General features: G+C 68.0%; 26 protein-coding genes. 16 read left to right on the top strand and 10 right to left on the bottom strand.

Annotation, left to right across the window (positions count from 1 at the left end; genetic code table 11):
- Positions 1-866 precede the first annotated feature (866 nt).
- A complete protein-coding gene (locus tag CHC08_RS29190) occupies positions 867-1,784 on the bottom strand; it encodes a hypothetical protein (protein WP_089210590.1) in 918 nt (305 codons plus the stop codon).
- Positions 1,785-2,215: 431 nt separating this feature from the next.
- Between CHC08_RS29190 and CHC08_RS29200 the strand changes: the two genes are divergently transcribed.
- Positions 2,216-2,725 (top strand): hypothetical protein, encoded by a 510-nt coding sequence (locus tag CHC08_RS29200; RefSeq protein WP_089210591.1) that lies wholly within the window; start codon positions 2,216-2,218, stop codon positions 2,723-2,725.
- 68 nt (positions 2,726-2,793) lie between these two features.
- Here the strand turns inward: CHC08_RS29200 and CHC08_RS29205 are convergent, their stop codons facing one another.
- Positions 2,794-3,444: a uridine kinase family protein gene (locus tag CHC08_RS29205; protein WP_089210592.1), complete on the bottom strand. Its 651-nt coding sequence runs from the start codon at positions 3,442-3,444 to the stop codon at positions 2,794-2,796.
- A 277-nt stretch (positions 3,445-3,721) separates the two neighbouring features.
- On the opposite strand from CHC08_RS29205, the gene CHC08_RS29210 reads away from it, so the two are divergent.
- Positions 3,722-4,369 (top strand): phosphotransferase, encoded by a 648-nt coding sequence (locus tag CHC08_RS29210; protein WP_089210593.1) that lies wholly within the window; start codon positions 3,722-3,724, stop codon positions 4,367-4,369.
- A gap of 18 nt (positions 4,370-4,387) precedes the next feature.
- Here CHC08_RS29210 and CHC08_RS29215 read toward each other — a convergent pair whose 3' ends face one another.
- Positions 4,388-5,029: a hypothetical protein gene (locus CHC08_RS29215; RefSeq protein WP_089210594.1), complete on the bottom strand. Its 642-nt coding sequence runs from the start codon at positions 5,027-5,029 to the stop codon at positions 4,388-4,390.
- Positions 5,030-5,129: 100 nt separating this feature from the next.
- On the bottom strand, positions 5,130-5,525 hold the full coding sequence (locus CHC08_RS29220; RefSeq protein WP_089210595.1) for a hypothetical protein: 396 nt from the start codon (positions 5,523-5,525) through the stop codon (positions 5,130-5,132).
- A gap of 251 nt (positions 5,526-5,776) precedes the next feature.
- Between CHC08_RS29220 and CHC08_RS29225 the strand changes: the two genes are divergently transcribed.
- From CHC08_RS29225 to CHC08_RS29240, 4 genes are all read left to right on the top strand, one after another.
- Positions 5,777-6,277: a SigE family RNA polymerase sigma factor gene (locus CHC08_RS29225; RefSeq protein ID WP_089210596.1), complete on the top strand. Its 501-nt coding sequence runs from the start codon at positions 5,777-5,779 to the stop codon at positions 6,275-6,277.
- Complete coding sequence (locus tag CHC08_RS29230; protein ID WP_089210597.1) at positions 6,274-7,464, top strand: hypothetical protein; 1,191 nt, start codon at positions 6,274-6,276, stop codon at positions 7,462-7,464. Before CHC08_RS29225 ends, CHC08_RS29230 begins: the two co-directional genes overlap by 4 nt.
- Positions 7,465-7,566: 102 nt before the next feature.
- Entirely contained in the window at positions 7,567-7,800 is a 234-nt protein-coding gene (locus tag CHC08_RS29235; protein WP_143653384.1) for a hypothetical protein, read from the top strand.
- A gap of 49 nt (positions 7,801-7,849) precedes the next feature.
- Positions 7,850-8,185: a deoxyxylulose-5-phosphate synthase gene (locus tag CHC08_RS29240; protein WP_089210599.1), complete on the top strand. Its 336-nt coding sequence runs from the start codon at positions 7,850-7,852 to the stop codon at positions 8,183-8,185.
- Positions 8,186-8,273: 88 nt separating this feature from the next.
- Here CHC08_RS29240 and CHC08_RS29245 read toward each other — a convergent pair whose 3' ends face one another.
- Entirely contained in the window at positions 8,274-9,269 is a 996-nt protein-coding gene (locus tag CHC08_RS29245) for a helix-turn-helix transcriptional regulator (protein ID WP_089210600.1), read from the bottom strand.
- A gap of 70 nt (positions 9,270-9,339) precedes the next feature.
- Between CHC08_RS29245 and CHC08_RS29250 the strand changes: the two genes are divergently transcribed.
- The 4 genes from CHC08_RS29250 to CHC08_RS29265 all read left to right on the top strand — a co-directional run bounded on the left by CHC08_RS29250 (position 9,340) and on the right by CHC08_RS29265 (position 12,610).
- Positions 9,340-10,140, top strand: coding sequence for a DinB family protein (locus CHC08_RS29250; RefSeq protein ID WP_089210601.1), 801 nt, complete (start codon positions 9,340-9,342; stop codon positions 10,138-10,140).
- Between the two features lie 2 nt (positions 10,141-10,142).
- Complete coding sequence (locus CHC08_RS29255; protein WP_089210602.1) at positions 10,143-10,829, top strand: alpha/beta fold hydrolase; 687 nt, start codon at positions 10,143-10,145, stop codon at positions 10,827-10,829.
- Between the two features lie 423 nt (positions 10,830-11,252).
- Positions 11,253-12,296 carry an amidohydrolase family protein gene (locus CHC08_RS29260; RefSeq protein ID WP_089210603.1) on the top strand — a complete coding sequence of 348 codons (1,044 nt, stop codon included), beginning with the start codon at positions 11,253-11,255 and terminating at the stop codon, positions 12,294-12,296.
- Positions 12,296-12,610, top strand: a complete 315-nt coding sequence (locus CHC08_RS29265) for a NifU family protein (RefSeq protein WP_089210604.1) — start codon at positions 12,296-12,298, stop codon at positions 12,608-12,610. The genes CHC08_RS29260 and CHC08_RS29265 overlap by 1 nt, the downstream gene beginning before the upstream one ends.
- Positions 12,611-12,759: 149 nt before the next feature.
- On the opposite strand, the gene CHC08_RS29270 is transcribed toward CHC08_RS29265, so the two are convergent.
- The 5 genes from CHC08_RS29270 to CHC08_RS29290 all read right to left on the bottom strand — a co-directional run bounded on the left by CHC08_RS29270 (position 12,760) and on the right by CHC08_RS29290 (position 18,194).
- Entirely contained in the window at positions 12,760-13,707 is a 948-nt protein-coding gene (locus tag CHC08_RS29270) for a LysR family transcriptional regulator (protein ID WP_089210605.1), read from the bottom strand.
- Between the two features lie 255 nt (positions 13,708-13,962).
- The gene (locus CHC08_RS29275) at positions 13,963-14,688 is read right to left on the bottom strand and encodes an alpha/beta hydrolase family protein (protein ID WP_089210606.1); all 726 of its coding nucleotides are present in this window, start codon (positions 14,686-14,688) and stop codon (positions 13,963-13,965) included.
- A 242-nt stretch (positions 14,689-14,930) separates the two neighbouring features.
- Positions 14,931-16,643: an amidohydrolase gene (locus CHC08_RS29280; protein ID WP_245878636.1), complete on the bottom strand. Its 1,713-nt coding sequence runs from the start codon at positions 16,641-16,643 to the stop codon at positions 14,931-14,933.
- Positions 16,643-17,611 (bottom strand): CobW family GTP-binding protein, encoded by a 969-nt coding sequence (locus tag CHC08_RS29285; protein ID WP_179282274.1) that lies wholly within the window; start codon positions 17,609-17,611, stop codon positions 16,643-16,645. The genes CHC08_RS29280 and CHC08_RS29285 overlap by 1 nt, the downstream gene beginning before the upstream one ends.
- 163 nt (positions 17,612-17,774) lie before the next feature.
- Positions 17,775-18,194, bottom strand: coding sequence for a RidA family protein (locus CHC08_RS29290; RefSeq protein ID WP_089210609.1), 420 nt, complete (start codon positions 18,192-18,194; stop codon positions 17,775-17,777).
- 133 nt (positions 18,195-18,327) lie between these two features.
- On the opposite strand from CHC08_RS29290, the gene CHC08_RS29295 reads away from it, so the two are divergent.
- From CHC08_RS29295 to CHC08_RS29320, 6 genes are read left to right on the top strand one after another with little or no spacing between them, the layout of a single operon-like run.
- Positions 18,328-19,149, top strand: coding sequence for a fumarylacetoacetate hydrolase family protein (locus tag CHC08_RS29295; protein ID WP_089210610.1), 822 nt, complete (start codon positions 18,328-18,330; stop codon positions 19,147-19,149).
- An 11-nt stretch (positions 19,150-19,160) separates the two neighbouring features.
- Entirely contained in the window at positions 19,161-19,646 is a 486-nt protein-coding gene (locus CHC08_RS29300) for a cupin domain-containing protein (protein WP_089210611.1), read from the top strand.
- Positions 19,643-20,581: an acyl-CoA thioesterase gene (locus CHC08_RS29305; RefSeq protein ID WP_089210612.1), complete on the top strand. Its 939-nt coding sequence runs from the start codon at positions 19,643-19,645 to the stop codon at positions 20,579-20,581. Before CHC08_RS29300 ends, CHC08_RS29305 begins: the two co-directional genes overlap by 4 nt.
- Positions 20,581-22,239, top strand: coding sequence for an AMP-binding protein (locus tag CHC08_RS29310; protein WP_089210613.1), 1,659 nt, complete (start codon positions 20,581-20,583; stop codon positions 22,237-22,239). Before CHC08_RS29305 ends, CHC08_RS29310 begins: the two co-directional genes overlap by 1 nt.
- A gap of 11 nt (positions 22,240-22,250) precedes the next feature.
- On the top strand, positions 22,251-24,626 hold the full coding sequence (locus CHC08_RS29315) for a bifunctional salicylyl-CoA 5-hydroxylase/oxidoreductase (protein ID WP_089210614.1): 2,376 nt from the start codon (positions 22,251-22,253) through the stop codon (positions 24,624-24,626).
- Positions 24,623-25,036 (top strand): acyl-CoA thioesterase, encoded by a 414-nt coding sequence (locus CHC08_RS29320; RefSeq protein ID WP_218825553.1) that lies wholly within the window; start codon positions 24,623-24,625, stop codon positions 25,034-25,036. Before CHC08_RS29315 ends, CHC08_RS29320 begins: the two co-directional genes overlap by 4 nt.
- Positions 25,037-25,052 lie beyond the last annotated feature (16 nt).

The following is a 25,052-nucleotide window of genomic DNA, read 5'->3' on the forward strand; positions in this document are numbered from 1 at the left end:
CACGAGATCCTGGCCCTGCGCATGTGTAAGAACCTCCTCGGCCCGATGGGGTTGATCGCGGATCGACTGGCGACAGGGCCGGTAAGAACTCAGATTGATCGCTGGTTGGACCTTCGGCCTCACCTGCCGTGACGTGCAATATGCGTGCAATGATCATGGTGGCGAGAGCAGTGAAGAGGTGTCGCGCCGCAGGTCAGGAGCCATGTCACGGCGGGAACTGGCATGGCCTGTAAAACCGTCGGCTCAGCCTACGCAGGTTCAAGTCCTGCACCTGCCACACCAGCTTTTCCCAGCTCAGAGCCCCGCAAGGGGCTCTTTTGCTTTTCCGGGACATGCAGCCAAACGCAGCCCCGAGCAGCCGCAAGTCACCACTCCACCAATATGCGTGCAATGATCTTGGCCGTGTTTCCCAGGTCGCGCCAGGCTTTTCGGGCAGCTCGCGAACGGGAGCCAGCCCTGGAAAGCTGAGGCTTCTTCATCCCGAGTCGTGATCGGCCTCGATCGCCTGCAGAACGAGAATGGCTCGATGATCGCGGTAGCGCGACGGAGGTAGCAACGGAGCCGGACCGGTGCCTCCCTGCCCTCAGGACCGCGACGGCACGCTCATCGATCGCGCGGATGTGGGCATGGACGCGGTTGACGGATCTTTGGCCGCAGGATGGGAGCGGACGGCGCCGGTGGCGCTTGAACAGCGTGTGGATCCTGCCGCCCGCGCCCCGGAACTCCTGATCGGCGAAGGCCGGCAGGTTGGCGCGGGTGAACGCGTCGATCAGGCCCACCGGGCATGCAGCGGCCAGGTCGTGTATCGCCCTGCGCAGCGCGGACGCTGGGGCTCGCATCCGCGTCGTTGGGTCCGCCGAAGGCCGCTACCCGATCTCGCCGAGGTCGAAGGCGACGTCGGCGAGGTGAACCGTCCGCACCTCGGGGTCGTCGAGGAGCTTGCGCAGGTCGGCGAGTTTCCAGCGGTCGACGACGAGCCCGTGCACGACGCCCGCTTTGGCCGCATCGGTGAGCCACGCGTAGTTCAGTTCGAACTCGCTGAGGTCGTCCTCCTCGTCAAGCAACCCGACCCACCTGCGGAACTCCGCCAGCGCCGCCTCGGGCTCGGTCTCGCACTGATAGGGGAGATCCGGCTGAATGTACTCTTCGGTCATGTTGCGGTTCCAGACGACCGCGTTCAGCGGGGGATCGCCGCTGGAGTCGTCGTAGTAGGGAGACGGGGCGTAGATGTAGGAGACGTCCTCCCCTCCGCAGAGTCGGTGCCTTCGATTGAAGGCGACGAGCCGCTCGGTGGTCATCGAGTGCGCGAACTCCACGACCGCGACGGCGTTGAGCGTCTGGGGGAGCCCGTCGATGGTCTTCCGGGCCCTTTCCGTCACTTCCTTGTCGACGCCGAGGTCCTCCTCCACGAAAGTGATCGCGTCATCCAGGCTGCCGGACGGCCCGTCGAGGGAGGGGGCCCGGACGGTGCCGAACCGGTTCTCCACGATTTTGTACCCCGTCCCGTCCTCGCCGGGACTGGCCCGGCGCGGCTCCCCCCACAGTGTGTAGGTCGTCCCCAGCAGTCCCCCGCCATCGCTGTAACCATAAAATAATCGCTTGTCCGGGTTCGCGACGCGGGCGGCCGTGCCGTACACCTGGGCCGTCCGCTCGTCGTCGAAATCGATGAACAGCCACAGGACTCGCTCGACCGCGCTGAGGGCCAGGAACAGCGCCGCGGCGATGGCCACGACCTTGAGAAGGGATCTGGCCACGTACGCCCAGTCGGGCTCCCTCACGTTCATCGCCGCACGCTCCTGCGATCTAGATCAAATCAGGTACGGCGCACCATAGCCGCCCGAAACTGGTCTGGGCAGGGAGATCAGATGGAGACCCGGTACGGAACAGACGCCCGTCTTCCCCGGTCCCGTACTCGTCGATGTGTTGCCGAAGGATCTTGCCGAGTTCGGGTGGGATCGGGACCGGGCGCACGTCGTCACGACCACGATGCTTGGGCTCGCGTTCTTCGTGTGTGCTCCCGCTGTCCGTCCAGTGGACGTTGACCTTTGACCGGGAGACATCGACGGTCAGCCGTTCCCAGTGAGTCGATCGAGGCCGAGGCCAGGGTGCAGGGCCGGTGCTCACTCATGCGGCCACGTCGTTACTGCTTGGACTTACTGCTTGGAAAAAATCAACTCATAGAACGCGGCCGGTCAGATTCTCGTACGATCCACGCGTGACCGACCAGCAGGCGAAGGCGAGCCCCGTACTCATACGGATCATGACCGCAGTCGCCGTCTTGCTCGGGGACGGAGCGCTTTTTGCTGCGGTTGATTGGATCTTAGGACGTGTGCGGCGCCGGGGAGTGCTCTGCGACGGGGACAGCGTCTTGTGTGCCGGAAGAGACCCGACCCATGCCGAGTGGCTGGCGGAGATGCAGGTCCGTAGCACCGTTGCGTACACATCGCTGGCAGCCGTGGTCGTGATTCTGGCGTTGACCGCCGCACTGGCGTGGAAGCATCGCCGCAGGGAACTCGTGCTGACCCAGAGCCTCGCGCTCCTCCTGGCCTTTGCGTTGGTGGTCATATGGAAGCCATACAGGCATGTCGAGGACTTCCAGCCACCCCTGCTCGGCAGCCGAGTAAGCGTGACCATAAATCATCAGTCGCACCAAGCGATCTCCTCATCTGTTCGCAAGCCCACGCATGGTGGTGCTCAAACCCATCAACATCCCTGGGTTTTTTGATCTCAAAGGCCCAGGTCAGGATGCAAATCCCGGCCGGGACCCCGTGTTCTGCGGGTGGGTCGGCCGCCCTATGGGCTGGTCGGCGGGGCGACGACCAACTCGGTGTCCGGGTCGTGGTCGATCTGCGGAGGGCCGGCGACGATCATGGTGGCTCGGGCCCACGGCTGTTCTCGCACCATGAACGGCAGTTCCTCCAGCAGCCAGTTCGCCACGTGTTCCAGTTGCTCGGGGGAGTCGCCGTCGCGGACGGCCAGCAAGCGCTCCTGCTCATCGAGGTCACCCTGCATCCACACCGAGGCGTCCAACCACGGGGCAAGCTCCTCGCGGATGACGCCGGTGCCCTCGACCCAGACGAAGCCGGCACCGGCGGGGACGGTGATCGATCCGGGCCGGTCGTGGGTGATCCAGGCATCAGGGCGGAAATCCACCGCCTCACCCCGGTGCAGGGGGTGCAGGATGCTCTCGACGAGCACGGCGCCCCAGTCGAAGTAGGCGTGGTTCCAGGCGATGTCGTCGGTGTGCACGATGGCGGAGTTGGGCACCACCTTGCGCAGCCGCTCGGCCAGGGTCGTCTTGCCGGCGCCGCCCCGGCCGTCTATCGCGATCACCCGCGGACGCCCGGTGACGTCGGGTGAGGCATCACGCAGCTGCCGGACGGCGTCGAGCACGGTCACCACCCGCCAGTCAACGGCCTCGATCTCGCCTGAATGTAGACGCATTGACAACCTGTCTCCAGAGGTGAGGACACGGGTCCGGCCTGCCCGGACGAGCCGCCGGTTGCCTGACCTTAGGTCACCGTGAGCGGCTCTCGGCCAGTGGTCGTGGAGTAGATCTTGAGGAGTTTCCCCAGGTGACCTCCGTAAAAACGAAGGGGTCCTGTGGGCGACAATGCTTTTTCCTGGTCAGGTGGTGTCGCGGTGAGCGGTCAGCGCGGAAGGGCGCGCATCACCATGGAGGCGGTTTGCCGTTCATGTCGCCGTGCGTGATGCTGCTGGCATGCAAACCGGTCCCCTGCTCGGCTCTGGCCGTACCGCGGATGTGTTCGCGATCGACGACGCATGGGTGCTGCGCCGATATCGGGACGGCGGTGACGCGTCCGCCGAGGTGGCCGTGATGTCCTACGTCTTCAGCCAGGGTTATCCGGCGCCGCGTGTCGGACCGACCGTGGACGGGGACCTGATCATGGAGCGGTTGTCCGGCCCGACCATGGTCGAGGCACTCCAGCAGGGCATGATCACGCCGGAGGAAGCCGGTGCGGTCCTCGCGGGGCTGCTGCGTCGTCTGCACGCTCTCCCACCGTGGGTCTCGGCCGCTCCGACGGATCGTGTCCTCCACCTCGACCTGCATCCGGAGAACGTGATGCTCACGCCCGAGGGGCCGGTAGTGATCGACTGGGCCAACGCCAAGGAGGGCCCGCCCGCGCTGGACTGGGGGATATCCGCTCTGATCCTGGCGGAGGTCGCGGTGGGCCCGCGGGCCGAGGCGCCTATGGCCCGCACGATCCTGGGTTCCCTGCTCAGTGAGGTCGACCATGCGATCGATCTTGAAAGGGCTCTGGCAATACGGGTCGCCAACCCGACGCTGAGTCAGGCCGAGAAACAACGCCTTGACGAGGCCTTGGCGCTGGTGTGGGCAATGTCCTGAAACCGTGGAGGCTTCTGTCTACAGTTGCGCTCTCGCCTCCTCAACCTGGCGCATGATGGCCCGGGCGCCGTCGGCGTCGGCGATCGAGCCCGCCTCGTCGATCAGCGCCAAGGCGTGATCACGGCGGCCCTGTGCGGCTGCGACGTAGGCCAGCCCGACCAGGTTCGCGGCAACACCGGGCAAGAGCCCGATCTCTCGTCGAAGCCGCGTCGACTCCTCCAAACGCTCACGCGCAGCGTCCAGCCGGCCGGCGATGTGGTCCGCGTATCCCAGATGCCGAAGCGCGTACGACATCGTGAGCTTGTCGCCGACCTGCGCTGCAAGTTCATATGACCGTTCGAGAAGGGGAACCGCGGTGTTGTTGTCCCGCACGGACATCTGGTGGTAGGTGCCGGCCCAGAACAGCGCCTCGCCTTCGCCTCGTACGTCGCCGAGCCCCTGATAGAGCTCGGTGGCGCGCTGGAACAAGGCCAGTTCGTCGGGGTTCTCGGTTCGCTGCTCATGAGAACGAGCCTGCATGATCCGGCCGCGTGCTACGGCGAGATCGGCCTCGACCATGTTCAACTCCCGCTCCGCTGCGTCCAGCGCATCGACATCGCCAACGAAGACGGCCCGTTGGCAAGCCAGCCTGGCCCGTTCGATTCGATCTTCTGTACTCATCGTCTCCCCGTCCACCCATATGCGTCTGCGTGGCCCAATGTCGCACAACGCATCACGCTGAAGTTGTCCCGACCGGGTTCATGCGGCGTGCCTCAGCAGCTCAGTGACAGCGGATGTCCAGGCCCGCGTCGGTGCCGTCATTGAGCTCCACGATCACCATGCGGATGCCGGAGGCCCCGAGCTCCGACGGCTGGGTCCACACCGTGACGCTCGGCTGGCCGGCATCGACGCCTGCGATGTCTGCCCGATCGTAATAGTCGGTGAGCTCGTCGACGGACAGCTCCGTACTCAGTGTCAGCCGAACACGGTAGTCGCAGTGGTTGCCGTTGCCGCGGAGCGCGATAGAGCCCTCCGCGCCGCTCTCGGTCCCGTACGTCTTGGGCGGCTGGGGATAGCTCTCGAACCGATCGATCAGAGCGTTGAGCTTCGCGTCGTTGACCCAGATGGGGACCATGAAGAGAAGAAACAGCCCGATCACCGGAAGAAGTGCCACCACCAGGCAGCCGCACCCTGCCCTGCGCCAGAAAGACCGCCTGGCGGACGGGTCTTCACCGGGAGTAACGGGAGCGCTCCGCATGGCACCATCCACGGTTGGTCTAGGTCACGGGATAGACATCCTGCAGCTCATGAAGATCACCTGGCAAGGCCGCGTCCACCACCGATCGAACTCCGCACGGGGACCCCCGTGCAACAGTTTCCGGCCCCGGCTCCTCTCAGAGGTGAGGGAACGACGAAAGGCAAGGGCTGTTGGAAGCTGATCCCCGTTTCGCGGAGTTCGTCGCCGAGCGCGGCGACGCGCTGCTGCGCTACGGCTACATGCTGGCCGGTAATCCGCATGACGCGGCCGACCTGGTCCAGGAGGCGCTGCTGAAGCTGCGCGGCGCCTGGCATCGATTGCACTCGAAGGGAAACCCGGAGAGTTACGTGCGTACCACGATGGCCAGGCTGCACATCGCCACCTGGCGGTTACGCAGGCGCGAGCAGCTTGCCTGGGACCTGCCGGAGCGCGAGCACCACGACCCGCTGCCCAGCGGCGACGAGCGAAGAATATGGCAGGCGCTGGCCGGCCTGCCGCGCAAGCAGCGCGCGGTGCTGGTGCTGCGCTACTACGAGCAACTTGACGACGCCGAGATCGCCGCCGTACTCGGAATCTCACGCGGCACGGTACGCAGCCAGGCCGCCCGCGCGCTCGGCAAACTCCGTAACGCCGTCCCGACCAAGCCGATGACCAGGGGGAACGTACGATGACCGAGGTTGAGGAGACTCTCCGCAGGACGTTCGGCCAGGCCGCAGGGCAGGCGCCCCGGCTGCCCGCCCTGCTGCCTGAGCGACTCGAGCGGATCCACCGGCGCAGGAGGCGGCGGGCCCGGGTGGCGCTGGCCGCCGCGGCGGTCGTGCTGGTCGCGGGCGGGGCCGTCGCCGTGATGCCCGGTGGCGACACCATGACAGTCGTGACCGCTTCGGGGACGCGCTCCGCGAGGCCGGCCGAGCGCGTGGAGAAGGTCTGGCCGGAGGCGGTGCGAAAGGTCCCGGCGAAGGGGCCCGACGGGGCGTCGTGGCGACCGGAGACGTTCATCGACGACCGTACGCTGCTCGTGACGGCTCCGGCGGGATTCGACCAGCCGACCGCCGTCTACGCCTACGATCTCGCCGACAACTCGCGACGCAAGATCGCCGACCTGCCGTCGCTCAAGGGCACGTTGAGTTTCGCCAACGGTTTCGCCGTGGGCAACGGACACGTGGCGTGGTGGACCGGGACGAAGGATCGCATCGCACACCTCTGGGCCGTGCCGGTGGCCGGTGGGACGGCGAAGCTCGTCGCCGACCAGAGCATCAAAGAGGGGGACGGCAGCGGGATCGACTCGCTCACCGTGGCCAACGGCAAGATTGTTTTCTCGCTCTACACGGGCGGAGTCTTCGCCGTCCCCCTGGAGGGCGGCACGGTGGAACCGGTCGAGGGAGGAGCCGGGATGCATCTGCTGGCCTGGCCGTGGATCGGTACGCCGGGGCGGGGAGGCGAGCCCCACGGCACCGTGTTCGCCCGGATCCTGAACGTGGAGACCGGCGAGACCAGAACGGTCGTCACCCACCCCGGCGAGGTGATCCGATCCTGTGGTGTGACCATCTGCCTGGGCGCCACCTCGGAATTCCAGACCTTCTTCCGGCACCGGGACGGCTCCTCGCAGAAGATGGTGCCCGCCAGGGTGGACGGTTCGACCCCGCCGACCCAGGACCGCTTCTACGTCTCGGCGTACGGCGATGAGAAGTTCGAGGGTGTGGGACTGTACGACCTGAACACCGGCAAATCGGGTGATCTGGGCATTCGGGGGGATGGCTCTTCCATCAGCGGGCCGTCCGAGGATCCGACCGGCAGGCTCCTCAGTTACACGCTCGGGGACGACCTTTACATGATCGATCTGGCCAAGATCCGGTAGCCCGTCGCCGACCCTCTCTGAGGTTCGGGGCGCCGGATCATCGGTCACACAGCGGGCGGAGTTCTGTCGGTGCCGTAGGGCATGCTGCCTCCGGACACCCCGATGACGCGAAGGACACCATCGGCCCGCCTGCTCCGCCACCTCGACGACGAGATCCATGTGCACTACGGCAAACTCGGTTTCTACGGTGGCACCGACTACCTGGAGTTCTGCGACGAGGAGTCGGAGGCCCTCCACTACACCACACCCCTCCGCCTGGAGACATGGGACGCCGAACCGCCGGACCCGGGGTCCTCCTGGAAGCCGATAGCCTGTCTTATGGATCTTGCCAGGTAGGTCGGAAACCCCATCGACCTTGGTCTTCGCGTGGGCCTACCCTGGACGTATGGCCCATGCGAAGACCTCCTACGTCTGCCTGCCTTGCCGAGCCTCGTACAAGCAGCCCTACCCCGGCTCCGGCCACGACGACCGGTCCTGCCCGCGTTGTGCCGAGCCGCTGATCCACGTCGGTTCCGCCTTCGCGGCACCACGTCGGAGGGACGTCGCAGGCTGGCGAACGCTCTCGGTGCTGTTGCACGCGGGTGTTCGCTTCCACAAGAGTTGTTGCGGCGGCCCCGGCTACCGCCCACGCACGCTCAGCGAGGTACGCGCGCGGATGGCGCACGCCCGGACCGCTGGGGAGCCGTTCGCCCAGGCTCTGGTACGCCGCGAGCTGCCCTAGGCGAATTGAGCCGGCATACCTCCATGCGGACCGTTGTCCACCGGGTCGCGCATGGTCGTTCTGTCGTGACGCCATGGGCCGGCGTCTGTCAGGCTTCCTTATCTGTGTGCCCCGAGTCGTTCGACGCCGGGGCCGCCAGGGCGGCGGTGAAACGCGTCGCGACCGTCGCGACCGCGGCGCGGAGCTCCTGGCCGCCGTCGACGCGGAAGGCGAACGGCACGGTCGCCAGCCATTCCTGCGCGTACATCGCCGGATTGTTCGTGCTGCCGACGAGCACGCACCCGTCTCCCGATGGTTCGAGCCGCCCCATGGGGGGATGGATCCACGGGGCCACCTCAGCCGGCGGAGCGTCGAACACAACGCGCGTGGAGAACTCCCACCCGACGCCCAGGTGCTCCTCCAGCGCCGCCACCGGGTCGAGGCCGTCGGGCAGCTCGAACCTGTGCGTGGTCTGCTGGACCGCGCGGACCCGGTCGACCCGGTAGGTGCGGATCGCGTCCGCGCGATGGGAGTGGCACAGGAGGTACCAGCGGCCGTAGCGGGTGACGACCGCCCAGGGATCCACCTCGGCCTCCCACTCGTTGCCGGACTCGTTCCGATACGTGATCAGCACGCGACGCCGGGCCGCGACGGCGGCGACGAGCGCGCTGGTGATGGCGGGATCCGGAGGGGCCGAGTATCGATCGGGCGCGGCTGACGCGTGCTCTCGCAGCGCCGCCGCTTGTCGGCCGACGGTCTCGGGAAGTGCCTGGATGACCTTGCCCAGGGCGGAACCGACGAGATCGTCGACGTCGGCGGCCGTCGGCTGGCCGTCGAGCACCGCCATGACCAGACCGAGTGCCTCGGCCTCTGTGAAGACGACCGGAGGCAGCTTCGTCCCTCGTCGAAGCCGGTATCCGCCATGGGGGCCCCGGGTCGACTCGACGGGGACGCCGGCCTCCCTGAGGATCCCGACGTATCGGCGCGCGGCCCGCTCCGTGACACCCAGTCTCTCGGCGAGTTCGTCGGCCGTCGTGCCGGGGCGGATCTGGAGGATCTCGAGGGCACGCAGAGCTCGTGCGGTGGGACTGAGATCGGTCGGCACACGAGCAGACTAGACGGTCACAAAATAAACCGGAAGCAGATCGTCCGGAACTGGTCCTAGCGTGATGCCCATGACAGAGTTCCGCGAGCAGGACCTCACCGGAGCACACTTCGAGCGCGTGAGTCTCCGGGGTGCCACCTTCACCAAGGTGTATCTCAACGACGCCGAGATGCGCGCAGTCGACCTCACCGGGGCGCAGATCCGCAGCGCCCTGTTCAACGGGAGCCGCATGCGCGACGTCGAGCTGATCGACGTCGAGATCAGCGGCGCGCTGCAGAACGTCGTCGTGAACGGCGTCGACATCGCACCGCTCGTCGACGCCGAACTGAACCGTCGCATGCCCGAGCGGGCGAAGATGCGCCCCGACGACAGCGACGGGTTCCGTGAGGCGTGGGCGATCCTGGAGCGATTGTGGGAGGGCACCGTCGCGCGTGCGAGGGCGCTCCCCGAAGCGGCGCTCCACCGCAGCGTCGACGACGAGTGGTCCTTCATCCAGACTCTGCGGCACCTCAACTTCGCCGGTGCCGCCTGGGTGGGCCGGATGATCCTCGGCAACGTCTCGCCGTGGCACCGGCTGGATCTGCCGTGGGACGCGGCGCCCGGGTGGGACGGCATCCCGTGGGACCGCGAGGCACGACCCTCGCTCGACGAGGTGCTCACGGTCCGACGCGAACGCCAGGCGATGGTCCGCCGCGTCATGGAGTCGCTCACCGACGAGCAACTCGCCTCCGAGGTGACTCGCACCGAGCCGGGATGGCCCCAGGAGGAGGACTTCCCCTTCGAGGAATGCCTCCGCGTCGTCCTCAATGAGGAATGGGAGCACCGGCTCTATGCCGAACGTGATCTGACCGTACTAGAGAAAGAGAACTGATTATGGACATCCTGCTCATTGTCGGCCTGTGGCTCGACGGATCCGCATGGGACGACGTCGTGTCCGCACTTGAGCCACTCGGCCACCGCCCCGTGCCGCTCACCCTCCCGGGCCAGGGTGACGGATCGGCGTCCGCCACGCTCGACGACCAGAGGGCAGCGGTGCTCGCCGCCGTGGACTCGGCGTCCGGAAAGCTCATGGTGGTAGGGCATTCCGCCGCCTGCACCCTGGCTTGGCTGGCCGTCGACGCGCGACCGGAGCGGGTCGCGAAAGTCGTCCTCATCGGCGGCTTCCCGTCCGCCGACGGGGACTCCTACGCCGACCTCTTCGAGCTGAAGGACGGCGTCATGCCCTTCCCCGGCTGGGGCCCGTTCGAGGGGCCGGACTCCGCCGACCTCGACGAGGAGGCCAGGCGAACCATCGCGTCTGCCGCGATCCCCGTCCCCGAGGGGGTGGCCAAGGGTGTGGTGCGTCTGGTGGACGAGCGACGCTTCGACGTTCCGGTCGTGCTCGTGTGCCCCGAGTTCACACCTGCCCAGGCCAAGGAGTGGATCGACGCGGGTGACGTGCCCGAACTCGCCAAGGCCAAGCACCTTGACCTCGTCGACATCGACTCGGGCCATTGGCCCATGGTCAGCAAGCCGGTCGAGCTCGCCCGGCTCCTCGCCGCGGCGGCTGCCGAGGCCTGACATGGAAGTCGCAGCCGGAGACCGGACACGCCGCCGAGCCTGACATGGAAGCCGTACACGCTGCCGTGGTCTGACATGGAGCCGCAGCCGGGGGGCCGGACACGTCGCGCCCATCGACGAGGAACTCCGCTGCGGGCTTCTGACCACGTTTCCCGACGCCGGGCTCACAACGGTGATCGACCGGTCAAGCGGCGAACGGTTGCGCGCGTCAAACTCGCGAGCAGGGAAGAGAACGCGGCCGGCAGGTCGGCAAGCACGCCTGGATCATGAGCAGGGTGGTCGATCCGGTGTGACCTGAGCCATAACAAAAGTCAGTCGGACCGCGCGGAAACAGTATTGGATGCCCCGATCCCCGGACTCCTACGTTGGGAGGAGCAGCCTGTTCCATGAGGCGATTCGCCTCAGCACGAAAAGGGAGTCCCCATGATCGGCGACACGTTTGTCTTCGACTGCGTCTGTCACGTTTACGACTTCTCACCCGCGAACCAGCGTAAGGAACTGCGGGAGATGGAGCCGATGATGTACGGCTGGCGCATCGCCATGGACTCCATGAAGTATCAGCCGCAGATGGGCGAGTTCGCCGGTGACTTCGACTGGGAGACGAAGTTCACGACCGAGCAGATGTACGAGATGGAGTTCGTCCAGTCGCCGGTCGACATGGCGATGGCCTGCGCCGTCCCGGTGTGGGACTGGTTCCAGGACTCGTTCTCCTCCATCGAGGCGCAGCACGCCTTCGCCTCGGCGTACCCGGAAAGGGTGCTGCTCTCGGGCGGCGTGGACCCGATCCACCACGGTCTGCACGGAGCGAAGATCGAGATGATCCGCCAGAAGGAGGAGCTGGGCGCCCGCTCGTTCAAGTTCTACAACGGTCACATCGACAAGTCGTGGCGCTGTGACGACCGGGAGCTCGCCTACCCGCTCTACGAGCAGGCGATGAACCTGGGCATTGACGTGCTCCAGTTCCACAAGGGCCTGCCGTTCGGCATGTGGGACGTCGACGTCCTGCGACCGGTCGACCTCCAGAGGCCAGCTCGTGACTTCCCCGACCTGAAGTTCGTGATCCACCACCTCGCGCTGCCTTACTTCGACGAGGTCGTCTCGATCGCGTCGCGGTTCCCGAACGTCTACCTCGCCCTCTCCGGCGTCCTGAGCTTCTACAAGGTCGCGCCGCGTCAGGTGCAGGAGCAGATGGGACGCCTTCTCATGGAGGTCGGCCCCGACAAGCTGATGTGGGGCTCCGAGGCCGCGATGACGGGTGCGCCGGCCCCGTTCCTCGAGGACTTCGTCAACCTGGAGATCCCGGACGACCTGCGCCAGGGCTACGGCTACCCGCAGATCACCCACTCCGACAAGGAGAAGATCCTCGGCCTCAACATGGCCCGCCTGTTCAACGTCGACGTCGAGGCGAAGAAGGCCGAGCTCAAGGCGCTCGGTGAGCCGGCGTCCCAGGTGATCGGCGGGATCTGATGAGCGGCGAAGGCGTCGATCGCGAGGCGGTCGAGCGTCGTGTCAGATCCGTGGATCGGATGATGTTCGTCCACCGCGGTGGTGTCGAGCTCGCCGACGTCGACGACCAGGGCAACGTCGAGGTGAGGTACACCGGCATGTGCACGGGGTGCACCTATCGCCCCGTCTGCTCCGAGGTCACCGTACGGCCCGCGCTCCTCGCACTCGAGGGCGTCGTCTCGGTGAACATCCAGGGCGGCCGGATCGACGAAGGCAATCAGGCCCGCCTGGTGGAGGACCTGGAGAAGTGGCGGCGCGGGAACGAACCAGGTTAGTGGGGTGTCTCCGAGCCCGGACCGGGTTGTTTCGGGGCCGGGTGCTGTTGCCGGTCACGAGGAAACCCGATCACGGGAAACTCGGTCGCGAGGAAGCCTGGTCACGGGTAACCCGGTAGCGGGGAAGCTCAGTGCGAGGGGTAACTCGGTCACGTTGTGTGCGGTGCCGCCGGCCAGGCGCTCTGATGCCGTACGGGCCGTAGGTCACCGGAGGAACCCAGCGCGGCCCGGGCGGCACCGCGCATGTGGACGACCGCCGGGGACGCGTCCTCGCCTTCGCGCCAGGCGAGGGCGACGGTGGGGCTCTCCACGTCGATGACCGGGATGAACCGGATGGGCCTGCCCTGGTAGTTGCGCTCGACCCACGCGGGTGCGATACCGACGGCTTCGGCGGCGGCAACGAGCTGAATGAACTTGTCCATCGTTCGCACCCGATGATGAACCACCGGTGGCACCACGCGGTGGCTCGCCGCGAGCCAGTAGCCGCGGCAGATCTCGTCGGGGGTGTCCGTGGAGACCCAGGGCTCGTCGAGGATTTCGCTGATGGACACGCTCGACCGGTTACTGAGCGGATGCTCGTCGAAGAGGGTCGCGACCACACCCGGCTGTTCGAGCGGCATGAAGCTCAGGTCCTCCTCGTGCATCGGGAGCACGACAAAGGCGACGTCCGTCTCGCCGGCTCGCAGGCCGGCCGAGGGCTTGTCGAACGTGTACTCGACGAACTCGATGCGGCTCCCGGGAGCGACCTGGCGGAACGCCCGGAGCACGCGGGAGATGACGTCGACCTGGGTGCCGACGATCAGCCCGACCCGCACAACGGAGTGGACGCCCGTCGCCGCGGCTCTGGCGGCGTCGACGGCATGCTCAAGTTCGAGCAGGGAGGCTCGGACGTGGGGGAGGAACACCTCGCCCGCCGGGGTCAGGTCGACGCCCTTGGCGTGCCGGGAGAACAGCGCGACACCGAGTTCGGCCTCCAGTGCGCGGATCTGCGAGGAGAGCGCCGGCTGCGTTACGAAGAGTGACTGCGCGGCACGCGTGACGTGGCCGTGTTCAGCCACGGCGATGAAGCATTCGAGCTGGTGAATCCGCAGAGTCATCGGGTCACCTCCCCCATTGTCCGCATCCCCCTCAGGATAAGCACGAAATGTGACAGGGGCACTCCGGACGCTACACGTGGAGGCTCGGGACGTCTCTGCCTCCGCCGTACGTGGATGATCGGGGCGCCACTGCCCCGCCGCGCGTGGGGACTCGGAGCGCCGCTGCCCCGTCGTGCGTGGAGAATTGGGACGTCGCCGGTCCGAAACATCGCACGTGGAGGCTCGGGGCGACGCCGTTCCGGACCCCGGCCGCGGTCATACGTGGGAGGAGATCCACTCCACCACGAGCTTGGCGGTGGCCTCGCGGCAATCGTCGCCGTAGTAGACCTCGAAGAAGTGACCGGAGCCGTCGATGATCTCCAGGCGGGTCTCGGCGTTGCCGTGCTCCACGAGGGCGTCGCGCATCAGGACCGAGTGGTGCATGGGCGAGTGCATGTCGGCCGTGCCCGCGATCAGGAGCGTCGGGACCTTGATCCGGTCGGCGTAGTTGATCGCGGCGTAACGCTCGTACGGCGTCGGGTCGACGTCGGGGTCGGCGCCGCCGAACCGTGCGACCAGGGCGTCGAAGCGGACGGGAGCATAGGCCCGGGTCGCCCGGACATAGCCGAGGAAGTCGGTGACCGGGTGGACGGCTCCGATGGCCTTCACCCGCGCGTCCTTCGCGGCGGTGCGAAGGCTCACCATGGAGCCCCGCGAGTGACCGGCCATCGCGATCCGGCCGGCGTCGATGCTCTCGTGAGCCGCGAGGTAGTCGAGCGCGGCGGCGACGTCCTGGTCGTCGTCGAGCAGGTCCATCCCGCGATAACGGATGGCCAGAACGGCGAAGCCGGCCTTCAGGAGCGCGTCGCGGATGAACCCGAGACCCGCGATGTCGCGGGTCAGGCCGGGACAGAGAAGCACCGCGGGATGGGCGCGAGCGCCCTCGGGCAGGTGCAACTGCCCGTCCATGCCGGTGCCGGCGACATTGATCGTGACGTCCATCGGATGACCTCTCGTGTTTTGGTACGGGTCCGGGCCGGCTGACTTCCGGTGCGGGTCCGGGCCGGTCGATTTTCAGTGCGGATCCGGAGCGGCTGACTTCCGCTGGGTCCGGGTCGGCCGATTTTCAGGTGGGTCCGGGTCAGCCGACTTTCGGTGCGGGTCCGGGTCGGCTGACTTTCGGTGTGGGTCCGGGCCGGACGAGGCTGATCGGGGGAGTCTGCCGGGGTGGCTCGTGCCGGGTGTCAGCCTCGCTCATAGACCGTTTTTCCGCCCACGACGGTCTCGGCGACCTTCAGGGACAGGAAGTCGGCGTCGGGGGTCAGCAGGGGATCGCCGGTGAGCACGGCGAGGTCGGCGAGCTTGCCGGGTTCGAGGCTCCCCTTGAGGTGCTCCTCGCCGGTCGCGACGGCGTTGTTGATCGTCCAGACCCGCAGGGCGGTCTCGCGGTCGATCCTCTCCTCCGGCATGAGGACGCCGGCGAGCGTCTCCTGGGAGAAGGTCGCCCACAGCCCGAGGAACGGGTTCTCGGAGTCGTAGGCCACCGCCGGGCAGTCGCTGCCTCCTGTGACGAGGTGGCCGGCGCCGATCCAGGTGCGGATCGGCTGGCCCCAGCGCAGCACCGTTCGCCGGTGCTCCGTCGTGACGCCGGGGGGTTCCTCCAGGTGGAGGCTCTGCAGGGCCTGCTGCATCGCCGCAGAGCGTCCGGCCCCCACGTAGGACAGATGGGGGTTGGCGGCGATGGTGACCCCGAGATCCAACAGCCGGCGCTGGTGGTCGGGATTCACCAGCCCGAACGCGTGCTCGTACGACCACCGCGCTCCGTCGATGGCGTGCTCCCGGTGGGCCTCCTCCATGGCGTCGAGGAGGATCTCGATGTCGTCGCCGAGGTCGCCCGGGGTCCCGTGGATCGCGAAGGACCAGCCCAGGCGGTTGCCCTCGACGAGCAGGGCCCGGATCTTCTCGGGGTGCATCGACCAGTAGCCGTAGTTCTGCGCGACGACCTTGAGGCCGCCGATCCTCAGCCATTCGTCGCCGAAGCCCTGCTTGGGACCCATGTACGCCTGCAGGGCCGCGATGATCTGATCCGTCGGCAGATACTGAACGGGAAGCCCGAGGACGAGGTTGGTGCGGACCGTCGCCTCGCCCCGGCGTACGAGCTCGACGTACGTGTCGATCTCCCGGGGGGCGACCCCCATGTCGCGGACGCCGGTGATCCCCGCGGCGTTGAAGGTGCGCATCTGCGCCCGGAGGGCCCTGAGGTTCGTGTCGGCGTCGAAGTCCAGGAAGTCCCACATCTTGATGGGCTGCCCAAGGCGTTTCCACCAGTTCAGGCGTGCTCGGTCGCCGGCGCCGACGATGAGATGTCCCGTCGGAACACCCGCCTCGTCCCGCACGATGTGCCCGTCCGCGAGTTCGGGGTCACCTTCGGGCTCCGGGGTGTTCGCGTCGATCCCCGCGAGTTCGAGCGCCCGGGTGTTGACGATGATGTTCCGGCCGCCGTCGGCCACGTAGACGGGGTTGTCCGGTGCCGCCACGTCGAGGTCGTGCCTGTTCGGGAACCGGCCGTCCGTCAGCGCGCCACGGAACAGGCACGAGGTCGTGATCCATTCGCCGGGCCGTACCTGGCGGGCGCGCGCCGCGATCAGAGCCTGGATCTCGGCGATCGAGGTCGACGAGGCGACGTTGACCTTCGCCCCCGCCTCGGCGCTGTCGAGGCCGGCCATGAGCTGGTGGGTGTGGTTGTCGATCAGCCCCGGGATGATGCTCGCGCCGTGAAGATCGGACACTCGTGTCCTGCGTCCCGCCAACGGCAGCACGTCCGCGTCGGCGCCCACCGCGACGATCCGATCGCCTTGGACGGCGATCGCCTCGGCGATGGTGGACACGCCGTCGAGGGTGATGACGCGGGCGTTGTGCAGGACGGTGTCGGGGACGAGGCGTCCCTCTTCGATCATCACGCTGTCTCCTGGTCGGACGGCTCCATGGCGGCCAGATCGGCCCTTATCGATTCGGCGGCGAGGCCCTTGCCGATGACGACGACCCGTGTGCGGCCGTCCCCGGATTCTCGGCGCGCGGCCGGTGAGGCGAGCACGGTCACCCGTGCTCCGACGCGGTGCAGCGCCACGTCCGTCTCGCCCTGCCGGATGAGCGCCTTGACCCGGTAGATGCTCGGCGGCAGGGCCTCCACCCAGGCGAGTAGCGGCTCAAGGCCGATCTCCCGGTCCGCCTCCCACGCGACGCTGTCGTAGCCGGGCTCCGTGTGGACGGCCCGCCGCCGGGTCGAGACCGTGGGGACCCCGGCCACCTCGCCGAGGAGGCCGGCAGCCGACCGGCCCCCGTCGGACGGCAGGACGGCCGCGCGTGGGTTGAGCCTGGCCAGGCGTTCGCCGATGGCGATGACCACCTCAGGCGCCACGAGGTCCGACTTGCCGACCACAAAGAGGTCGGCGCTGACGATCTGGCTGTACGCGGCCTCGGCGTCGGCAAGGTTGCGGTCGAAGTTCTCCGCGTCCACCACGGTGACGACCTGACTCAGCCGCAGGTCCGTCGGGAAGACCCCGTGTGCGAGGAGGTCGGCGACGCCCAGTGGATCCGAGACGCCGCTGGTCTCGACGACGATGGCGTCCAGCTCCGAGGCCCTCTGGGTCAACAGAGTGAGCGCCCTGCCGACGTCGCCGCGGCTCTCGCAGCACATGCAGCCTCCGGGGAGCTCGATCACCGACTGTGCCGCCCCTTCCAGGAGCGCGCCGTCGATGCCGAGCTCACCCAGTTCGTTCACGATGACCGCGACCCGGGTGCCGCCGCCCGCGGTGAGCAGCCCTCTGACAAAGGTCGTCTTGCCGCTGCCGAGGAACCCGGTGACGATCGCGACCGGCAGCGCCGTGGCCCCGGTCACCGGGGCGAGCACCTGGTCCGCCTTCACTGTGTCAGCCTCCCGGGTCTGGTGACAGCCGCCGGTGCGCGGAGGCATGCGCGTCAGTGGCGAACTTATTGCGCAACGCTGATCATCGTCTACGACGCAATACATTCATTTTTAGCGTCGCCTCATTCGAGAACCGTTATGACGCGCCCCGGTCACCGTCTGGTCATCGGCCGGGGTGGAGGAGGCGCGACTGCGGAATGACGGCCACGCCGACGATCTCGACCATTGCCTCGGGCTGCCAGAGGGCGGTGCAGCCGATGCCGGCCATGGCGGGGTAGGTCGGGCCGGCCAGTTCCTTCCACACCTTTCCGATCTCCCTGCCGTGAGCCTGATAGTCCGGGATATCGGTCAGGTATATGGTCACGCTGACGAGGTCTTCGGGCTCGCCGCCGACCTCGCGAAGCGTGACGACGACGTTCGACAGCGCCTGGCGGAACTGTTCGACGATGCCGCCGGGGACGATCCTCATCTCCGCGTCGAGGGCCGTCTGGCCGGCCAGATAGAGCGTGTTCCCGGAGAGGGTCCCGTGCGAGAAACCGCTGGGGGCGGGCAGGGCATCGGGGTTGACGGCAACCGGTCGCATGGCGGTCTCCTTGCGCTGTGGGTGAGCCTGACGAGGCATCCGAGATTCTATTGACATTTTCTGACGCTCGTGAAGAATACGGCATACATATTGTCTCGTATAGACCTGATCGATCACTGCGAGGAGGCCGGTAGTGAAGCTGGCGACACTTGCCGGCCGTCATGGCGTGACCGCTGCCGCCATCCGGGTGGAGGGGCACTGGCGCCGGCTGCCGTTCCCCGATCTGAACGACCTCCTGACGCACACGGGCGCCGCGATCGACACGGTCGCCCACCTTGCCGGGGAGGCTCTCGAAGGCTGGCGTCTCGCCTGCCCGCTGCCGCGACCGGCGAAGGTCGTCTGCTGTGGGCTCAACTACGCCGATCACATCCGGGAGATGGGCCGGGAGCTTCCGGCCCATCCGACCCTCTTCGCCAAGTATGCCGACAGCCTGCTCGGCCCCGAGGATGACATCGCGCTTCCCGCCGGCGTCGACGTCGACTGGGAGGCGGAGCTCGCCGTCGTCGTCGGAGCGGACCTCGAACGGGCGGACGTCGTCACCGCCGGGCGGGCGATCGCGGCGTACACGGTCGCCAACGACATCTCCGTGCGCGACTGGCAGAACCGCACCCTCCAGTGGTTCCAGGGCAAGGCGTGGGATCGCTCGACCCCGCTCGGCCCGGTGCTGGTCACCCCTGACGAGATCGACGTGGCGGGCGGCGTCGACGTGATCTGCCGGGTCAACGGCGTGCAGCGCCAGCGAGGCAACACCAAGACCCTCGTCTTCGACCCGGCGGCGCTGCTGGCCTACGTCTCGACCTTCACCCGGCTGCGTCCCGGCGACGTCGTCCTGACCGGCACACCCGGCGGCGTCGGGATGGGGATGAAGCCGCCCCTCTATCTGGCCGATGGCGACGTGGTCGAGACCGAGATCCCCGGCATCGGCACCCTGCAGAACCGTTTCACGACCCGTTGAGGAGCAACACGATGGAATCCGATCCGAGCAAGTACGAACTCGAGGGCGACAACTCGAGGTACGCCGGCGCGAGCGGCCTCGTCGTGCCGGTGGTGACCCGAGGAGGGCTGGAGGTGGGTGACACCGGTCAGTCCGCGGGTGCCACGCGCGTCTCCGGCGTCAGCATCCAGCACACCCCCGCGACCAGGCTGTGGTTCGGCAAGGTCAGCAACGATCCGGGCTACCGGTCGGTGACGCATCACCACGGCGAGGCCGAGACCGGAGGCTACGTGCTCTCCGGCCGGGCGCGGATCTACTTCGGCGAGCGGTTCGAGGACTACACCGACATGGAGGAAGGCGACTGGGTCTTCGTGCCGCCCTTCATGCCGCACATCGAGTGCAACCTGGACCGCAACAGGCCGCTGACCTGGATGACGACCCGCACGCCCGAGAACATCGTCGTCAATCTCGCGGACGTCCCCGACACGGACCTGCGTGACTGGCTGGACCGGCCGTGACCACTCCGGCGGGTCCCACCAGCGAGATCTTCACGGCCGCCGTCACCCTGAAGGCCGCCGAGCCCGAGCACCTCGACCTCGCCTTCGGCGCCGTCACCCAGGCCTGCCCCTGGCCCAAGGCGTACGGCGGCGACATGGTCGCCCAGGCGGCGGCCGCCGCCATGCGGTCGGTGCCCGGGGGCGAGGGCGGCAAGACCCTGCACTCGATGCACTCCTACTTCCTGCGGCCCGTCGACATCGGCGCCGAGGTGCGTTACGAGGTGGAGCTGCTGCGCGACGGCCGCGGCTACGCCACCCGGCAGGTACGCGGCTTCCAGAACGGCAAACCGGTCTACGTCTGCCTGGCCAACTTCGCCGCCGGCGAGCCGGGCGGCAGCTTCACCGCGGGCGCCCCGCTCGGCGTTGCCGCCCCCGAGGAACTGCCCGGCTCCGCGTCGTACCTCGACGGCTTCGGGCTGGAGGGAACGATGACCGAGCAGTCGCGGGCCTACTGGGCCGGCGGCCGCGGCTTCGACATGCGCCACGTGCCCGGCCCCGTCTATCTCGCCGTGGAGGGGGAGCGGGTCCCGCACCAGGCCGTGTGGGTCAAGCCGTTCGACGCGCTGCGTCCCGTCGAGGGTCTCAGCGACGAGCAGCGCGACCTGGCCGCACTCGCCTACGTCTGCGACTACACCATCCTCGAGCCGGTGCTGCGGGTTCTCGGCCTCGCCTGGGCCGATCCCGGCCTGGTGACGGCGAGCCTCGACCACTCGATGTGGTTCCACCGCGCCCCGGCCCCCGGCGTCGTCGACGACTGGCTGCTCTACGCGCAGGAGGCGGGCGCCGCCGAGTCCGGCCGCGGGCTGGCCACCGGCCGCTTCTTCACCCGAGACCACATCCACCTGGCCACCGTCGTCCAGGAAGGCATGATCCGCACCCCCAAAGGACGACCCTGATGGATCTCAGGCCCTCTGCCTACTCCGACACCTTCGCCCGTGACCACCTGCCGCCGTACGAGCAGTGGCCGGTGATCGAGTTCACGACCGAGATGGTGCAGTACCCCGAGCGGCTCAACGCCGCGACCGAGCTCATCGACGTGCCGACGGCACGATTCGGCGCCGACCGTCCGGCCCTGCGGACGCCGGCGGGCGAGATCTGGACCTACGGCGAACTGCGACGGCGCGCCAACCAGGTCGCGCAGGTGCTCACCGAAGACCTCGGACTCGTACCCGGCAACCGGGTGCTGCTGCGCTCACCCAACAACCCGTGGACCGTCGCCGCCTGGCTGGGCGTCCTCAAGGCCGGCGGCATCGTCGTCACCACGATGGCCGCCCTCCGCGCCCGCGAGCTGGCCCCCATCGTCGAGAAGACCCGGCCGGCGATCGCGCTGGTCGACCACCGCTTCGTCGAAGACGTCGAGACCGTCCGCGACACCGTCAGCCCAACTCTCGCGATCATGGCGTACGGCGGCGAGGGGGCGGACGACCTGACGCGGCGGGCCACGGCGAAGTCCGGCGAGTTCGTGAACGTCGCGACCGCCGCCGACGACATCGCGCTCTTCGGGCCGACCTCCGGCAGCACGGGCGTCCCGAAGATCACCACGCACTTCCACCGCGACGTCCTCTCCATCGACAACACCTTCGGCCGCAACATCCTGCGACTGCGCTCCGATGACCTGGTCTCGTGCACCGCGCCGTTCGCGTTCACCTTCGGCCTCGGCATGCTCGTCGTCTTCCCCCTGCGGGTCGGCGCGTGCGCCTTCCTCACCGAGTCGGCCACCCCGGTCCAGTTGGCCGACCTCGTCGCCGAGCACGGCGTGACCGTGCTGGCGACCGCGCCCACGGCGTACAAGCAGATCCTCAAGTCGGGCAACGCCAAGCGCCTGAGCGGTCTTCGCTCGGCCGTCAGCGCCGGCGAGCACATCCCGAGGAGGGTCTGGGAGCAGATCCGTGACGAGCTCGGCCTTGAGATCATCGACGGGATCGGGGCGACCGAGATGCTGCACATCTTCATCTCCGCGCGGGGGGCGGACATCCACCCCGGGGCGACCGGGAAGCCGGTGCCGGGCTATCGGGCGACCATCCTCGACCCGGACGGCGAAGAGGTCGGTCCCGGAGTGGAAGGCATGCTCGCCGTCATCGGTCCGGTCGGCTGCCGCTATCTCGACGACGAACGGCAGAGGCAGTACGTCGTCAACGGCTGGAACGTCACCGGCGACACCTTCGTCCGGGACGAGAACGGCTACTTCTTCTACCGGGCCCGCACCGACAACATGATCGTCTCCTCCGGCTACAACATCGGCGGCCCCGAGGTGGAGTCCGCGATCGACACCCATCCCGACGTCGTCGAGTCGGCGGTCGTGGCCGAGCCCCACGCCGAGCGAGGCTCGATCGTCTGCGCCTTCGTGGTGCTTCGCGAGGGCGTCGTCGGCGATGCGGCCAAGGTCCGGGAGATCCAGGACCACGTCAAGGGCCGGCTCGCGCCGTTCAAGTATCCGCGCGACGTCCGGTTCATCGACGCGCTGCCGCGCAACCGCAGCGGCAAGCTGCAGCACTTCGTGCTCCGCCACATCGTCGAACAAGAGCAGGCCGACGTTCCTGCCGCCTCCCAGTGAAAGGAACTCCTTTGAAGATCGCCATCGTCGGCGGCGGCCCCGGGGGCCTCTACCTCGCCGCCCTGATGAAGGGCCTCGACGCCACGCACGAGGTCACCGTCTGGGAGCGCAACGCACCCGAGGATACCTTCGGCTTCGGCGTCGTCTTCTCCGACGAGACCCTGGGCGGCATCGAGAGCGCAGACCAGGTCATCTACCGGAAGATGGAGAGCCGGTTCGCCCGCTGGACCGACATCGACATCGAGTTCAACGGCCGCCCCTTCACCGTCGGCGGACAGGGCTTCGCGGCGATGAGCCGCAAGGAGCTGCTGCGGTTGCTGCAGGAGCGCGTCGCCGAGCTCGGCGTCACCGTCCACTACCGCTCGATGGCGCCCGACGTGGACGAGCTCAGATCGGCGTACGACGTCGTCGTCGCCGCCGACGGGCTCAACTCCACGGTCCGGGCGAAGTACGCCGACTTCTTCGGCACCACCCTGGATCATCGGCGGAACAAGTACGTCTGGCTCGGCACCGACCTGGTCTTCGAGGCGTTCCAGTTCTTCGTCAAGGAGACGGAGTGGGGCATCATGCAGATCCACGGCTATCCCTTCTCTGAGCGGGGCTCGACCTTCATCGTCGAGATGCACGAGGACGTCTGGCGCCGCGCGGGGTTCGGCCGGACGGAGAGCGAGGAGTTCCCGCCCGGCACCAGTGACGAGTACGCCGTCGCCCGGATCAAGGAGATCTGGGCCAAGGAGCTCGACGGCCACGAGATCCTCACCAACAACTCCAAGTGGCTCAACTTCACCACCGTCCGGAACACCGGCTGGCATCACGGCAACGTCGTGCTGCTCGGCGACGCCGCCCACACCGCGCACTTCTCGATCGGATCGGGCACGAAGCTCGCCATGGAGGACGCGCTCGCGCTCGCCGCGTGCCTGCACGAGAACCCGACGGTCGAGGCGGCGCTCCAGGCGTACGAGACCGAGCGCAAGCCGGTGGTGAAGTCGACCCAGCGGGCCGCGCAGGCCTCGCTGGAGTGGTTCGAGAACATCGGCATGTACGCCGGCCAGGAGCCCGCCCAGTTCTGCTTCAACCTGCTCACCCGCAGCCGGCGGATCACCTTCGAGAACCTCAGGGAGCGCGACGCGGGCTTCGCGGGACTGATCGAGGCGGATTTCGCGAAGGTCAACGGGGGCGACCAGGCCGCGCCGGCGATGTTCCAGCCGGTTCGCATCGGCGAGCTGGAGCTGAAGAACCGCGTGATCGTCTCGCCGATGGACATGTACTCGGCGGTCGACGGTCTCGCGAACGACTTCCATCTCGTCCACCTCGGCTCGAAGGCGCTCGGAGGCGCCGGGCTGGTGATGACCGAGATGGCGTGCGTCTCCCCGGAGGGAAGGATCACACCGGGCTGCACCGGCCTGTGGACCGACGAGCAGCGCGACGCGTACAAGAAGATCACCGACTTCGTGCACACCCGCAGCACCGCCAAGATCGGCGCCCAGATCGGCCACTCCGGTCGCAAGGGCTCGACCAAACTGATGTGGGAAGGCCTCGACGACCCGCTGACCGAGGACAACTGGGAGGTCATCGGCCCCAGCCCGCTGCCCTACGGCGCGGACTGCCACATGCCCCGCGAAGCCACGCGCGCCGACCTGGACAAGGTGGTCGCCGACTTCGCCGACGCCGCGCGGCGCGCGGTCGACGCCGGTTTCGACCTCATCGAGCTCCACGCCGGACACGGCTATCTGCTCTCCTCGTTCCTGTCCCCGATCTCCAACAGGCGCGCCGACGAGTACGGAGGACCGCTTCCGAACCGGCTGCGCTTCCCGCTCGAGGTCTTCGACGCCGTCCGTGCGGTGGTGCCGGGGCACATCCCGGTGACAATCCGCATCTCGGCGACGGACTGGATTCCGGACGGCAACACCGAGCACGACGCCGTCGAGATCGCGCGTGCGTTCGTCGAGCATGGCGCGGCCGCCATCGACGTCTCCTCCGGTCAGGTCGCCAAGGAGGAGAAGCCCGCGTTCGGCCGCTCCTACCAGACCCCGTTCGCCGACCGGATCCGCCACGAGGTGGCCGCGCCGGCGGGGGCGAAGGTGATCGCGGTCGGCGCGATCAGCTCCTACGACGACGTGAACTCGATCCTGCTCGCCGGCCGCGCCGACCTGTGCGCTCTCGGTCGCACCCACCTTTACAACCCGCAGTGGACGCTCCACGCCGGGGCCGAGCAGGAATATCAAGGGCCGGGCGCCGACTGGCCGCTGCCGTTCATGGCCGGCCGTCGCAGGCCGCCGACCTCGCGCACGGACAAGATCCCGCCGCGCCTGGCGCTGCTGCGAGCGGACCAGGACGACCAGGTCCACGTGCGATGGACGCCGGACCGCGCCACGGGGCTCACGTGACGGAGAAGCAGGGGCCGGTCGGGGTCCACCACACCCGGGTGGAGTGGGTCGACACCGACGCGGCGGGCATCTACCACAACACGGCGGTCGTGCGGTTCGTCGAGTCGGCCGAGGCGGCGCTCATGCGGGAACGGGGGCTCCACGACTACTTCCCGAAGGCCCCCCGCGTGCGATACGAGGTGGAGTTCGAGGCTCCCCTGCGGTTCGGCCAGGAGGTCACCGCCGTCGTCGAGCTGACCAGGATCGGCGCCTCGTCGATGACGTTCTCGTTCGAGGTCTGGGGTGAGGAGTTCGAGGGACGGCCGCGGACGCGAGCGGCGCACGGGTCGTACGTCACCGTGCATGTCGCGGACAGCCACCGCCGGAGCTCGCGCTGGCCGGGCAGCTGGCGAGCCGCGCTCACCACGTGACGAGCACGGCCCTCCC

Origin of the sequence: Streptosporangium subroseum, assembly GCF_900188345.1 — a bacterium.
Classification (GTDB): domain Bacteria; phylum Actinomycetota; class Actinomycetes; order Streptosporangiales; family Streptosporangiaceae; genus Streptosporangium; species Streptosporangium subroseum.